The sequence below is a fragment of the Streptomyces hyaluromycini genome (assembly GCF_002217755.1).
Lineage (GTDB): Bacteria > Actinomycetota > Actinomycetes > Streptomycetales > Streptomycetaceae > Streptomyces > Streptomyces hyaluromycini.
In genome coordinates this window covers 305,827-319,201 of record NZ_BCFL01000026.1, presented here as the reverse complement: position 1 = coordinate 319,201, position 13,375 = coordinate 305,827, and the positions used below count along the sequence as shown (strand labels likewise).

General features: G+C 71.3%; 9 protein-coding genes and 1 pseudogene. 4 read left to right on the top strand and 6 right to left on the bottom strand.

The window, feature by feature from the left end; genetic code table 11:
- Positions 1 to 69 precede the first annotated feature (69 nt).
- Positions 70 to 2,133 carry a SpoIIE family protein phosphatase gene (locus SSP29_RS35525; RefSeq protein WP_089104996.1) on the top strand — a complete coding sequence of 688 codons (2,064 nt, stop codon included), beginning with the start codon at positions 70 to 72 and terminating at the stop codon, positions 2,131 to 2,133.
- A gap of 97 nt (positions 2,134 to 2,230) precedes the next feature.
- On the opposite strand, the gene SSP29_RS35520 is transcribed toward SSP29_RS35525, so the two are convergent.
- The 3 genes and pseudogenes from SSP29_RS35520 to xynA all read right to left on the bottom strand — a co-directional run bounded on the left by SSP29_RS35520 (position 2,231) and on the right by xynA (position 5,376).
- On the bottom strand, positions 2,231 to 3,889 hold the full coding sequence (locus SSP29_RS35520) for a tetratricopeptide repeat protein (RefSeq protein ID WP_089104995.1): 1,659 nt from the start codon (positions 3,887 to 3,889) through the stop codon (positions 2,231 to 2,233).
- Between the two features lie 132 nt (positions 3,890 to 4,021).
- Positions 4,022 to 4,708: pseudogene (locus tag SSP29_RS35515) on the bottom strand (polysaccharide deacetylase family protein); the annotation flags it as partial.
- Positions 4,708 to 5,376 (bottom strand): endo-1,4-beta-xylanase XynA, encoded by a 669-nt coding sequence (xynA, locus tag SSP29_RS35510; protein ID WP_089104993.1) that lies wholly within the window; start codon positions 5,374 to 5,376, stop codon positions 4,708 to 4,710. The pseudogene SSP29_RS35515 and the gene xynA, both read right to left, overlap by 1 nt.
- A gap of 403 nt (positions 5,377 to 5,779) precedes the next feature.
- On the opposite strand from xynA, the gene SSP29_RS35505 reads away from it, so the two are divergent.
- Complete coding sequence (locus SSP29_RS35505) at positions 5,780 to 6,916, top strand: PP2C family protein-serine/threonine phosphatase (RefSeq protein ID WP_089104992.1); 1,137 nt, start codon at positions 5,780 to 5,782, stop codon at positions 6,914 to 6,916.
- Positions 6,917 to 6,925: 9 nt separating this feature from the next.
- Here the strand turns inward: SSP29_RS35505 and SSP29_RS60270 are convergent, their stop codons facing one another.
- The 3 genes from SSP29_RS60270 to hglS all read right to left on the bottom strand — a co-directional run bounded on the left by SSP29_RS60270 (position 6,926) and on the right by hglS (position 10,185).
- A complete protein-coding gene (locus tag SSP29_RS60270) occupies positions 6,926 to 7,084 on the bottom strand; it encodes a muconolactone Delta-isomerase (protein ID WP_275539780.1) in 159 nt (52 codons plus the stop codon).
- A 155-nt stretch (positions 7,085 to 7,239) separates the two neighbouring features.
- Positions 7,240 to 8,769 (bottom strand): L-piperidine-6-carboxylate dehydrogenase, encoded by a 1,530-nt coding sequence (amaB, locus tag SSP29_RS35495; RefSeq protein ID WP_089104991.1) that lies wholly within the window; start codon positions 8,767 to 8,769, stop codon positions 7,240 to 7,242.
- A 24-nt stretch (positions 8,770 to 8,793) separates the two neighbouring features.
- Positions 8,794 to 10,185: a 2-oxoadipate dioxygenase/decarboxylase gene (gene hglS, locus SSP29_RS35490; protein WP_089105069.1), complete on the bottom strand. Its 1,392-nt coding sequence runs from the start codon at positions 10,183 to 10,185 to the stop codon at positions 8,794 to 8,796.
- Positions 10,186 to 10,477: 292 nt separating this feature from the next.
- Here hglS and SSP29_RS35485 point away from each other — a divergent pair, with 292 nt between their 5' ends.
- Both SSP29_RS35485 and SSP29_RS35480 read left to right on the top strand, forming a co-directional pair.
- The gene (locus SSP29_RS35485; RefSeq protein ID WP_089104990.1) at positions 10,478 to 12,655 is read left to right on the top strand and encodes an MMPL family transporter; all 2,178 of its coding nucleotides are present in this window, start codon (positions 10,478 to 10,480) and stop codon (positions 12,653 to 12,655) included.
- 230 nt (positions 12,656 to 12,885) lie between these two features.
- On the top strand, positions 12,886 to 13,365 hold the full coding sequence (locus tag SSP29_RS35480) for an acyl-CoA thioesterase (RefSeq protein WP_089104989.1): 480 nt from the start codon (positions 12,886 to 12,888) through the stop codon (positions 13,363 to 13,365).
- Positions 13,366 to 13,375 lie beyond the last annotated feature (10 nt).

Sequence of the window (13,375 nt, the reverse complement as noted above, 5' to 3'; positions counted from 1 at the left end):
CGGGCGGGGGCAGCATGGAAGGGCCGTGACATCGGCATCGGTCCGGCGGCCGGTGGAGGTGGTTGAGGGATGGCGATGGAATCCCTGCGGTCCGGTGACGCCGACAGTCCCGGCAGACCGCGTACGACCAGTCTGCTGGACGTGCTGAGCGTGGCCGCGGTGGCGCTGGACTCGCAGGGCCGGATCGTGTTCTGGACCCCTCAGGCCGAGGAGCTCTTCGGCTACACGTCCGAGGAGGCCCTCCGCAAGAACGCGGCGCGACTGCTCGTTCACCCGGAGCATCTGAAGGCCGCGGTGAAGGTCTTCACGGAGGTGCTGGAGACCGGGCGCAGCTGGGCCGGTGCCTTCCCGGTCCGGCACAAGGACGGCAGCAGCCGGCTGATGGAGTTCCGCACCATGCGGCTGCTGGACGATCTCGGGGATGTCTATGCCCTGGGCATCGTCGCCGACCACACCCTGCTGCAGCGGGTGGAGACCGACCTGGCGCTGTGCGAGCGGCTGATCAGCCAGTCCCCGATCGGCCTGGCCCTGCTCGACCCGGACCTGCGTTATCTCCTGGTGAACCCGGCGCTGGAGCGGATCGACGGCGTGCCCGCCGAGGAGCACATCGGGCGTCATCTGCGGGAGACGCTGCCGCTGCCGGACATCGACACCGTGGAGTCGGCGCTGCGCCAGGTGCTCACGACGGGCACGCCGCTGCTCGACCAGTACCACGTGGGCCGTCCGCCGGCCGATTCGGAGAACGAGCATGCCTGGTCGCTGTCGTTCTACCGGCTGGAGGATCCCGGCGGCCGGGTCCTGGGCGCCGCGATCTCGGTCGTCGACGTGACGGAACGGCACCGCGCGGCCGCCGAGGCCGACCGGGCCCGGCGCCGCCTCGCCCTGATCGCCGACGCCTCGGCGCGGGTGGGCACCTCGCTGGAGGTGGAGCGCACGGCGCACGAGCTGGCCGAGATCGCCACCCCGGTGCTCGCGGACGTGGTCGCGGTGGACGTGCTGGACGCGGCGCTGGCCCTGCGCCGCTCGCGGCGTCCGGACAACGGCCCGGAGCTGTTCCGCGCCCTCGCCCTCAAGGCGGACCACCCCACGGTCGCCCTGCGGGCGGCCGACCCGCCCGGCGACCTCGCCGCCTATGACGGCGACCGGCTGGTCACGCTGTGCGTGCACACCGCCCGCCCGGTGCTGGTGCCGCGGGTGGGCAAGCACGATCTGCCGCGCATCGCGCGCAGCCCGGAGGCCGGCGCCCTGCTGGAGCAGGCGGGCGTCCACTCGTATCTCGTGGTGCCGCTGATCGCGCACGGCGAGGTGCTGGGCGCCCTCGACCTCAAACGGACCCGCAATCCGCTTCCCTTCGACGAGGACGACGTCGTCCTCGCCACCGAGCTGGCGGGCCGGGCGGCCGTGGCCATCGACAACGCCCGCTGGTTCCAGAGCGTCCGCAACACCGCCCTCACCCTCCAGCGCAGCCTGCTGCCCGACCATCCGCCCGAGCACACCGGTCTCGAACTGGCGTCCCGCTACGAACCGGCCCAGGCGACCAGCGAGGTGGGCGGCGACTGGTACGACGTGATCCCGCTGTCGCAGGACAGGACCGCGCTGGTGGTCGGCGACGTGATGGGCAACGGCATCGACGCGGCCGCCACCATGGGCCGGCTGCGTACCGCCACCTGCGCCTACGCGGACCTGGAGCTGCCCCCGGCCGCGGTGCTGCGGCACCTGGACCGGATCACCTGCGATCTGGAGCACTACATCGTCACCTGCCTGTACGCGGTCTACGACCCGCACACCAGGAGCTGCGAGATCGCCAACGCGGGCCACATGCCGCCCGCGCTGGTGCACTCCGGCCGGCCGCCGGCCCTGCTGGAGCTGCCGACGGCCGCCCCGCTCGGCGTCGGCGGCATTCCCTTCGAGACCACGACCGTCGGCCTGGACCCGGGTGACCTGCTGGTGCTCTACACCGACGGCCTGGTCGAGACCCGCCGCCACCCCATCGACGACCGCCTCGACGTCCTCCTGGGCTTCCTCGACGAGCCCCACCGCCCCCTGGAGGAGACCTGCGACCTCCTCCTCCACGGCCTGCGCCACCCCGACGACCACGACGACGTGGCACTGCTGGTGGCCCGGGCACTCTGACAACGCCCCGAAGATCAGCGCCCCGTAAGTGGCGCGGGGAACTGCGCGACCAGCCACGACGGCGCCGCGGTCGACCGACGGCCCATCGCGGCGCCTACTACGAAGCGCAGCACTCCGCACGACAGAAGCACGACGCCCTGATCGGCACGTCCGCGGTAGCCGCGGCAAGCTTCAGCTGCTGCCCCACGATCCGCGCCTCGCCCTCCTTGCCAAGCCGCCGGAGGCACTCGTGGAAGCCGTGCAGGGCCCAGACGTTGCCCGGGTGCTGCAACGGCCGGGGCAGGGTGTCGTCCAGGCCGAGGTCGGCGCGGTAGACCGCCTCGGCCTCGGCGATCCGGCCGCGTTCGAGGAGCAGGGCGCCGTAGGCGTGCCGGGTGGGCTGCATCCAGCCCCAGGGTTCGTCGTACGGGAGGTTGTCGTCCAGGTCGACGGAGCGGCGCAGGGCGGTGAAGGCCGTGTCGAAGTCGCCTTTGCGGTAGGCGAGTTCGCCGTCGAGCATGGCGGAGGCGATCTCCAGGATGTCCGTGCAGGTGTTGTTGAACAGCATGCGGGTCTCCGGGACCGCGGCGACCGCGTCCCGGAAGCGGGCCCGGTCGGTCTCGGCCTCCGGGATCCGGCCTGTGGCCGCGTGGGCGACACCGCGCGCGTAGTGCAGCATCGCGGTGGTCACGCAGTACAGCAGGGGGTCGGCGGGCAGTGGCAGGCGCAGGATGTCGTCCCAGCGGCCGAAGCGGACCAGGACGTGCACCCGCATGGCCAGGAAGCCCTCCAGCCAGTCGGCCATCGGCGGGCTCTGCACGCGCAGCAGTTCTTCCGGTACGGCGGCTTCGAGCCGTTCGGCCGTGGCGAGGGCGTCCTGGAGGCGGCCCAGGAACATCGCGCCGTAGATCCCGAAGTGCAGGTTGTGGCAGCGGTAGAGGGTGTAGAAGTTCATCGCGCCGGCGCGGGCGTGGTACTTCTCGTCGGCGGCGAGGGCCGCGGCGTTGTCGGAGACGACGCGCCGGTAGTCGCCGCAGAGCACTTCCAGGTGCGAGGGCATGTGCTGGAGGTGCCCGGCGTCGGGCACGAGGTCGCGCAGCAGGTCGGCGACCGGCAGGGCGCTCTCGGGCGTGGGCGACATCTCCATGAGGTGGATGTACATGTGCAGCAGCCCGGGGTGCCCGGTGCCGGCCTCGGTCCCGAGGGCCCGCTCCAGCACGGCCTTCGCCTCCTCGGTGCGGGCCCCGGCGGCCGGCCGGCCGCTGCGGATGTCCCAGAGCTGCCAGGGGGTGAGGTTCATCAGGGCGTCCGCGTGGAGGGTCGCGACGTCGAGGTCGTCGGGGGCCAGTTCGTACGCGGTTCGCATGCTGTCGGCGTAGGCGGTGTTCCACACCGAGCAGGCTGCCGCGTCGGGGGCCGCGGCCTGCGGGTAGCGGGCGCGCAGCGCCTCGATCAGGGCGCGTTCGACGGGAGTCGCGTGCGCGGCCTTGGCGTGGGCGCGTTCCACGGCGGCGTGCGTCCGCTCCACCGTGTGCGCCAGGTCCTCCTGGTCGAAGAACTCCCAGGGTTTGTTGTAGTTGGGGCCGAGGGCGTAGGCCACGCCCCAGTCGGCCATGGCGCAGTCCGGGTCCGCCGCGCCGGCCGCCTCGAAACAGCGGACGGCCTCCTCGTGGTTGAAGGCGTAGGCCCAGTTCAGCCCCCGGTCGAACCAGGTCTGCGCCTCGGGGGACGACGTCGTCACGCGCCGGCTGTGACTGCCCAGGTCGTAGTAGTCCACGGCGACGAACCTACCGACGCGGACCGGACGGATGATTCCCGTTCATCCGAAGTCATGAGAAGGGCGCGGCGGTTGACGGACACCGCCGCGCCGCTCGTGGCCGTTCATGGCCACTCGTGCCGTGGGCTCTCAGGGCGCGACCGCGCGGCCGGTCTGCGGGGAGATCCGCCCGGAGCACAGCCCCTTGGCCGCGAGGGTCTGTGCGATGCGCGGGATCGCGGCCAGGGTGTTGGCCGGCCACTCGTGCATGAGGATGATCTGGCCGCTGGTGAGCCGGGAGACGGCCTGCACGATCGCGTCGGTGCTCGCGCCGTTCCAGTCCTGCGAGTCGACGTCCCAGATGATCTCGGTGAGCCCGTACTTGGCCTCGACCGCCCGCACGGTCGCGTTGGTCTCGCCGTACGGCGGCCGGAACAGGACCGGTGTCCCGCCGCCGGCAGCGGCGATCGCCGACTGGGTGCGGGAGATCTCCGAGTCGATCTGCGCCTGGGTCTCCTGGGTCAGGTGCGGGTGGGTGTAGCTGTGGTTCCCGACCCACATGCCCGCGCCGACCTGGGCCCTGACCTGGGCCGGGTAGGCGGCCGCGTACTGGCCCTCGTTGAACATGGTGGCCCGCAGTCCGTTCGCCCCGAGGGCGCCGAGCAGGCCCGGGGTGTGGGCGGTGGACGGCCCGTCGTCGAAGGTGAGGCCGACGTAGCCGCTGCAGGTGGCGGCGTCGGCGGGGACGGTACCGACGGCGAGGGTGCCCGCGGCGGCCAGCGCGACGGCGGCGGCGGTCGCGACCAGGGGACGTAAGGAGCGCTCCGCAACGGCACTCATCACGCCACCGTGATGTTCGAGCTGCCGCTGCTCTGGTAGCCCTCGGTCGCGAGGATCTGGTAGTAGCTGAAGCTGCCGAGGGACATGCCGGCCCTGGCCCAGGCGTCGAAGTGGTTGCCGGTGGTGATGGTGCCGCCGGTCCGCTTGGCCTGGCGGACGCTCCAGTACTGGTTGAAGGTCTTGGTGCCTTCGACGGACGGGGCGTTGTACCGCGTCGTGAGGTAGATGTCGTAGGTGCCGCCGTCGCTGGTGACGCTGCCCTTGTACGTGCCGGTGGGCCGGTAGGTGCCCCAGTTGTCGACGATGTAGTACTCGACGAGCGGGTTCGAGGTCCAGCCGTAGAGGGACAGGTAGCCGTTGCCGGAGGGGCTGAAGCCGCCCGAGTAGGCGACGTTCCGGCGGGCGCCGGTGCTCCAGCCCTTGCCGCAGACGAAGTTGCCGGTGTTGCTCCAGCTGGTGCTGTAGTTGCCGCCGGAGCCGAGGGTCATGGAGACCGTGCCCTGCGCGTCGGTCCAGAACGAGTAGTAGTAGCCGTTGTTGGTGCCGGTCTGGTTCGTGGTGACGACCGTGGCGGCCCGGGCGGTGCCGGGCAGGGCCAGTCCGGCGGCTGCGCCCAGCAGCAAGGCGCCGGCGCTCCTTCGGCTCAGGGCGTGGTCGAGCGGGTTCATGGGATGCCTCCTTGTGTGGCTTGTGCGGGTGTGGCCTGGTGGGGAGTTTTGGTCTGCCCATGTCACCTGTCAACAGTTTCGGTGATTATTTCGAAACCTTCGAAGCGGTGAATCGACCATCTCCCCAGCTCGAACACTCAATGGGTGAACCAAGGGTCGAATCGACCGAAGGGGGACCGGAAGAAGATCCACTGCATCGGCAGGAAAATCCCGAATGTTTCGACGCCTGGCGCGAATGCTGCTGCGGGCGCCGGAACATGCCGCTGAGTGGAGCAATCACCGGTGTTCCGGACAACGGCCCGGGAGGCTGGGTGTCTTGTCGAGATCCGTATGCCAGGAGTCCCGGGTGAGGCACGCCGGTCACAACCCATCACTGCCCGCACCCCCGGCTCCTCCCGCGTGGATGCGCTGGCTTCCCGTCCTGTACGTCGCCGGCGTGCTGCTGCTCGAACCGATCACTCCCGTGGAGTGGCCGGTGAGCTTCGCACTGATCGCGCTGCCCCTGGTGACCGCCTTCGCGCATCCGCCGGTCGTCGTCGCCTGCGCCACCGTCTTCGCCATCGGCCTCGAACTTTTACTGGCCGGAACCCCGTGCTGTGCGGGGCGCTCGGTCGGCTACCTCTGGGACCGCCACTACGTGGCAGCCTATGCGTGTACGGCCCTGGTGGGCGCTCTGGGGACGATCCTGGCGGCACACCGGACCCGCAGGGAACGCACCCTGGCCGACGTCCGGTTCGTGGCCGAGATCGCGCAACGCGTCCTGCTCAGACCGGTCCCGCACCGGATCGGCAACCTGCTCCTGGAGAGCTTCTACCTGTCCGCCGCCGCGGAGGCACGCATCGGCGGCGACCTCTTCGAGGCCGTGCCCACCGCCTACGGGGTACGGCTGCTCATCGGTGACGTGCGCGGCAAGGGGCTGCTCGCGGTGGAGACCGCGGCGGCGATGCTGGGCGCGTTCCGCGAGGCCGCGCACGACGAACCGGACCTGCGGGCCCTGGTGGAGCGGGTGGACATCAGCATGACGCGGCGGGCCGACCGGCTGGGCGGGACCGAGCTCGGCGAGCGGTTCGTCACGGCCGTCTTCGCCGAGGTCCCCGGGGACGAGAGGGTCGTCCGCATGGTCAACTGCGGCCACCCGCCGCCGCTGCTCATCCGCCCCGGCGAGGTGCGCGAACTGGACCGGGGGCAGCCGGGACCGCCGCTGAACCTCGGCATGCTCGTCGGGGATCCCTACCGCGTCGAGGCCTACCCCTTCGGCCCCGGTGACCAGCTGCTGCTGTACACGGACGGCGTCACGGAGACCCGTGACCCGGCCGGCTCCTTCTACCCCCTGCTCCATCGGCTGCGTTCGTGGGGCCCCATGCCGCCCCCGGACCTGCTGGAACGGCTCCATCAGGACCTGCTGGCCTACAGCCACGACCAGCTGCAGGACGACACGGCCGCCCTCACCGCCTTCCTGCTGCCCGAGGGAGCGGCCGAGACGCCGGTGAGCAGCCAGGACGACGCGAACGCCGGGGAGTTCGGCGATCCACTGCCGTGACACACGCCCTCAGCCGGCCGCCAGGTCCGAGGGGTGCTGGGCCAGGGCGGTGACCTCGATGGTCAGGTAGGGGAAGAGCGGCAGGTTCCGGAGAAGCCGGTGGAGGGCCTCGTTGTCGGCGACGTCGAAGACGCTGATGTCGGCGTACTGTCCCGCGCACCGCCAGATGTGCCGCCACGCGCTCGGCGCTGGCCCGGCTCGGTCTGGCCCGGGCCCGGCTGACCGCGGCCCGGGGTGACATCGACACCTCCCGCAAGGAGTTCGAACAGGCGCTCGTGCAAGCGAACTGGCCGCCCGTTTCCGGGAGGATGCCTGACCCGTGGTCAGAGAAAGCTGACGCCCTGGGCCAGGGTGAGTTCGCCGGAGTAGTTGACCGTGTTGGTGGCGGAGCGCATGTACGCCTTCCAGGCGTCGGAGCCGGACTCGCGGCCGCCGCCGGTGTCCTTCTCACCGCCGAAGGCGCCGCCGATCTCGGCTCCGGAGGTGCCGATGTTGACGTTGGCGATGCCGCAGTCGGAGCCGGCGGCGGACAGGAAGACCTCGGCCTCCCGCTGGTCGCGGGTGAAGATGCTGGAGGACAGGCCCTGCGGGACGTCGTTGTGGAGTGCGATCGCCTCGTCGAGGGTGTCGTAGCCGAGGACGTACAGGATCGGTGCGAAGGTCTCCTCCCGTACGACGTCGGTCTGTTCGTCGACGCGTACCAGGGCGGGCTCGGTGTAGGCCGCCGCGGGTGCCGCCTCGGCCAGGCGGCGGTTCCCGCCGGCCAGGAGCTTGCCGCCCTCGGCCCGGACGCGGCCGAGTGCGTCGTGCATGCGGTCCAGTGCGCCGGTGGTGACGAGCGGGCCGACCAGTGTCGTGGCGTCGAACGGATCGCCGACGGGGAGCTTTCCGTAGACGGCGGTCAGGCGCTCGACGAGGGCGTCGGCGATGTCCCGGTGGACGATGAGCCGGCGCAGTGTGGTGCAGCGCTGGCCGGCCGTGCCCGCCGCGGCGAAGACGATGCTCTGGACGGCGAGGCCGAGGTCGGCGGAGGGGGTGACGATCGCGGCGTTGTTGCCGCCGAGCTCCAGCAGGCTGCGGCCGAACCGGGCGGCGACGCGCGGACCGACCTCGCGGCCCATGCGGGTGGAGCCGGTGGCGCTGACCAGGGCCACCCGGGGATCGTCGACGAGCCGCCCGCCGACCGCGCGGTCGCCGAGCAGCAGGCGGTGTACGTCGCGCGGGGCGCCGGTCTCCTCGGCGGCCCGGGCGAGCAGGTGGTGGCAGGCCAGGGCGGTCAGCGGGGTGAGTTCCGAGGGCTTCCAGACCACGGTGTCGCCGCAGACCAGGGCGACGGCGGTGTTCCAGGACCAGACGGCGACGGGGAAGTTGAAGGCGGAGATGACACCGACCACGCCGAGCGGGTGCCAGGTCTCGGCCAGGCGGTGGCCGGGGCGTTCGGAGGCGATCGTACGGCCGTACAGCTGGCGGGACAGGCCGACCGCGAAGTCGCAGATGTCGATCATCTCCTGGACCTCGCCGAGCGCCTCGGAGCGGATCTTGCCCGCCTCGACGGTGACGAGGTCGGCCAGGTCGCTCTTGTGCTCGCGCAGCAGCTCCCCGAGGCGGCGGACCAGGTCACCGCGGCGCGGGGCCGGGGTGGTGCGCCAGGTGAGGAAGGCGGTCCGGGCGGCCGTGAGGGCTTCCTCGACGTCGGTTCCGGTGGCCGCCCGCAGCCCGAAGAGGTGCTCGCCGGTGATGGGGGTGCGGGCCGGGAAGTCGTCGCCCTCGGCCACCTCCGCACCGATGTTCCGCAGGCAGGCCCGGGCGTGGGCCCGCAGTTCGTCCGTGGTGGGCAGCACGGTGCTGGTCATCCTGGTCCTCCGGGGGGTGAGGGGTCAGCGGACGGGGTCGGTGAGGCCGAGGGCCCGGGCGGCCTGGGCGAGGGAGCGGTTCTGCTGCTGTTCGTAGAGGGCGAAGGGGTCGAGGACCTCGCGGCCGACGGCGCCGGAGAGCCAGTCGGCGTCGTAGGCGGTGCCCTGCCGGTCGTTGTCGCGGGTGCCCTCGCCGCTGAGGTTGGACTGGAAGATGCCGGCGGCGGAGCGGGGCAGGAAGTCCTCGTAGACGACGGGTTCGGCGCGTACCCAGCCCTGGCGCACCAGTTCGGCGACACCGGTGGGCGGTGTGCGGCCGTCGCGCGGCCGGTCGTCGGCGAGCCGGTAGGTGAAGTACGCCAGTCCCTGGGCCGCCAGTTCCTCCTCGCTGCCGGGCAGGTACCGCTCCCAGACGGTGCGCGCGATGTCGTCGCGGGCCGTCGCGGGGTGCCGGGCCGCCTGCTCGTCGACGCGGCCGAGCAGTTCGTCGTACAGGGCACGCCCCGCCCGGGTGAGGGCGATGCCGCGGGCCTCGACCTCGCCGAAGCGCACCCGCAGGGCGCCGCTGACGACGCCGCCGTCCTCGGTGCGCATCGCGCGGGGCTCGGCCAGGGCGCGGAAGGAGGTCTGGCGCAGCAGGACGTCGGGGCCCTTCCAGGCCGGTGGGCCCTGAATGGTGTCGATCATCTCGATGCCGCGGTCGGTCATCCGGCGGTACAGCTCGTCGATGTCCAGGACGCGCGGCGTGAGGTGGTTGATGTGGGTGCTGCGGACGCCGCCGATGTCCGCGGCGACGGCGGAGACCCGCTCCAGGGTCCGGTACCAGGCCCGGTCCACCGGCTCGGCCGACAGCTCGAAGGCCTGCACGGCCAGGTGGAGGAAGCGTTCGGCGTCGTCCGCGGGGAGTCCGCGGTCGGCCGCGGCGCGGTCGGCCAGCGCGAGCAGCTCCGGGGGAAAGAGCTCGCGGGCGGCGAGGAAGGTCTCCAGGCGGGCGCGCAGGCCGTCGTCGAAGAAGCGGGGGTCGGCCGGGGTGAGCAGGGAGGTGAACACCCGGAAGGGGTTGCGGGCGAGTTCCTCGCCGTCGACCGGCCGGAAGGCGGTGGAGACGACCGGGACGGCGCTGGCCGCGGCCTCCCGCAGGTCGTAGAAGCCGACCGGGTGCATGCCGAGGGCGCCGAAGACGCGGGCGACCTGGTGCAGTTCGCGCGGTGTGCCGACGCGGATGGCGCCGTGCCGCTCGGCGGTGACCCTGCCGATGGAGCCGAGGCGTTCGGCGTCGGCGCCGCGGGCGCGCAGGACGTCCTCGTTGACCTCGCGGGAGACGTCCACCAGCGTCGTGTAGGCGGGCACCTCCCGGCCGTACATCTCCGACAGCCGCACCGCGAACGCGGCCCGCAGCTGCCATTGACCGATCATGGACATGGTTCGGCCCTTTCGGGGACGGGCGACGGTGCCGCGATCACGTCTTCGATGGTCGCCGACCGGACCGCCGCCGTACAGATGACAGGGCCGCCGGCGGGCGCCGGGAAAGGCGCAGATACGCGCGGCGCAAAAAACCCAGTGGACCGATCTTCACAGGTGATCCCTAACATATGGCGTCAAGACAACCATGCGACCGGCTCGTTGGAACGCGGGCCGGTCGGGGTCGCCGATGCCAGGGTCCGCTCCCCGGGCTGCGGTGATCTTCCTACCCAGGAGGACCTTCCGCATGTTCCGACGAATTGGCACTGCCGTCGTCCGACATCCAGTCTGGACGATCGTGGCATGGCTGATCGCGGCGGTGGCGATCGTCGCCACCGCCCCGAGCCTGCCCTCGAACAGCGACGAGAGCAGCTTCCTGCCCAAGAGTTACGAGTCCATCAAAGCGGCCGATCTCCAGGCGAAGGCGTTCCCCAGCGCCTTCACCCCCTCCGCGATCGCGCTCTACCAGCGCACCGACGGCGGCAAGCTCACCGCCGAGGACAAGAAGGACGTCTCCCGGTTCGCCACCGAGCTGGGCGGCAAGCACATCGACCAGGTCCAGAAGGTCGTCCCCGGCCAGCCGTCGAAGGACGGCAGGTACGACCTGATCCTGGTGCAGATGGACAGCAAGAACGCCGGTCAGCCCGTGCAGGCGGACGCCGCCAAGGTGTTGCGCGACGACGTCAAACAACTGGCCAAAGGCACGAACCTGGAGGTCAAGCTTGGCGGTTCGGCCGCGCAGGCCCTCGACCAGCAGGACTCGTCCAAGCGCGGTGAGGCGCTGATCGGCATCGGCACCTTCGTGATCATCCTGGTCACCCTGCTGATCATCTTCCGGGCACCGATCCTCGCGTTCCTGCCACTGATCGTGATCGGCGTGGTGTCCGCGATCGCCAACGGGCTCATCGCGTACGCCACCAAGCTGTTCGGCCTCCAGGCCAACAGTTCCGTGTCGTCGATCCTGATCGTCGTGCTGTTCGGCGTGGGCACGGACTACTTCCTGTTCCTGATGTTCCGGTACCGCGAACGCCTGCGTGCGGGGGACGAACCCAAGCAGGCCATGGTCAACGCGGTCGCCCGGGTCGGCGAGGCCATCGCCTCGGCGGCCGGTGCGGTCATCATCGCGTTCCTCGCGCTGGTGCTGTCCACACTGGGCTTCCTGAAGCAGATGGGCCCGGCGCTGGCCATCGCGGTCTCCGTCACCCTGGTCGCGGGCCTGACCCTGATCCCGGCCGTCGTGTCGCTGATCGGCCCGAAGGTGTTCTGGCCGTCCAAGTCCTGGCAGCAGGAGCCGGCCAACGCCCGTTTCGCGGCCCTGGGCCGTGGTGTGCAGCGCCGCCCGGGGCTGACCGCCGCGGTCTCCGGTCTCGTGCTGGTGGTCCTGTCCCTGGGCACCCTGGGCTTCCACGCCACGTTCGACCTGGCCTCGGGCTCGATGCCCAAGACCAAGGAGTCCATGGTCGTCCAGGACCGGATGCAGAACGCGTACTCGGCCGGTGCCGCCGCGCCGACCGACGTCTACCTGTCCAGCACCGACGGCAAGGCGCTGGACACCTCCTCCTTCGACGCGTACGCAGAGAAGCTCGGGGCCGTGGACGGTGTCGCGAGCGCCCGGATGGCCCAGGTGAACAAGGCCGGGACCACTGCGGACTTCACCGTCACCCTCAAGTACGAGGCGTCCACGGACAAGGCCATAGACACCGTGGGCCGGGTGCGTGACGTCGCGCACACCGGTGCCCCCTCGGGCACCGAGGCGGTCGTCGGCGGCATGTCCTCGATCTACAAGGACATCGACTCCGCGGTCAACCACGACTACCGGACGGTGTTCCCCGTGGCCGCCCTGCTGATCATGGTGATCCTGGGGCTGCTGCTGCGCAGTGTGGTCGCGCCCTGGTACCTGATCGCCTCGGTCGGGCTCGGCTTCGGCGCCACGCTCGGCGCCACGGTCTGGATCTTCCAGGAGGCGCAGAACAAGCCCGGTCTGATGTTCATGCTGCCGGTGATCATGTATCTCTTCGTGGTCGCCATCGGCACGGACTACAACATCCTCATGATCGCCCGGCTCCGCGAGGAGGCCCGTGAGGGCCGGGAGCCGCGCGAGGCGGCCGGCATGGCGGTGCGGCAGTCCGGTCCCACGGTCGCCGCGGCGGGCTTCATCCTGGCGGCGACCTTCGCCACGATGATGCTGGCGGGCAACTCGCTGCTCACGGAGATGGGCTTCGCGGTCTTCTTCGGCATCGCGGTGGCCGCCTTCGTCATGGCGATGTTCTTCACCCCGAGCCTCACGGCGCTGATCGGCCACGCGGCCTGGTGGCCGGGCCACGCCGACCGGGCGGAACCGGCGGCGGGCACGGACACGGGGTACGAGGGCGCGACGCCGGTGGCCGGGGAGGACCGGAACGCTCCGGCGGGCCGTACCAGCTAAGCGCTCCGCTGGAAGTGCCGCGATGTGCCGACTGCCGACTGCGGCGCCGTCGTGGCTGGTCGCGCAGTTCCTCCCCCGGCCCGCAGCGGACTTCGCCGGACCCGCTGAGCGGCGGGAAGAGCGGCAGGAGGGGTCTGCCGGGCCGTCCGGGCCCGACAGACCCCTCTGGCATTGACTTCACGTGACGATCGTGAAAAATACGAGATACCAGCTCCCGGAAGGACACTTCTTTGGCTTCTCCGGCTCCCGAACCCGCTGAAGAGGTCCGGGCCGTCCACCGGTGCCGGGTGGAGTGGTCGGACACCGATGCCTCCGGGCACTACCACAACTCTGCGGTGGTGCGGTTCATGGAGGCGGCCGAGGCGGCACTCGTGCGCGAGCGGGGCCTCGTCGGCTATTTCGGTGCCGCACCGCGGGTGCGCTACGAGGTCGACTTCACCGCGCCGCTCTGGTTCCAGCAGGAGGTGACGACCGTCCTGACCGTCGAACGCGTCGGCACCTCCTCGATGACGTTCCGGTTCGAGGTGTGGGGCGAGGAGTTCGACGGCCGTCCCCGGCAGCTCGCCGCGTCCGGCCGCTGTACGGTCGTGCACGTACCGCAGCGGGCCGACCGGGCGAGCGCTCCCTGGCCCGCCGAGTGGATCACCGCCCTCACCCCGGCTCCGGCCCCGGGTGCCGGGACGGGCGGGGGCGGCTCCCGGCAGCCGTAGCCGTGCGCGG

Bases quoted from the DNA above. Each gene is read 5' to 3' on its own strand.
- SSP29_RS35525 (WP_089104996.1), top strand. From the start codon at position 70: ATGGCGATGGAATCCCTGCGGTCCGGTGACGCCGACAGTCCCGGCAGA.
- xynA (WP_089104993.1), bottom strand. From the start codon at position 5,376: ATGAACCCGCTCGACCACGCCCTGAGCCGAAGGAGCGCCGGCGCCTTG.
- SSP29_RS35505 (WP_089104992.1), top strand. From the start codon at position 5,780: ATGCGCTGGCTTCCCGTCCTGTACGTCGCCGGCGTGCTGCTGCTCGAA.
- amaB (WP_089104991.1), bottom strand. From the start codon at position 8,769: ATGACCAGCACCGTGCTGCCCACCACGGACGAACTGCGGGCCCACGCC.
- hglS (WP_089105069.1), bottom strand. From the start codon at position 10,185: ATGATCGGTCAATGGCAGCTGCGGGCCGCGTTCGCGGTGCGGCTGTCG.
- SSP29_RS35485 (WP_089104990.1), top strand. From the start codon at position 10,478: ATGTTCCGACGAATTGGCACTGCCGTCGTCCGACATCCAGTCTGGACG.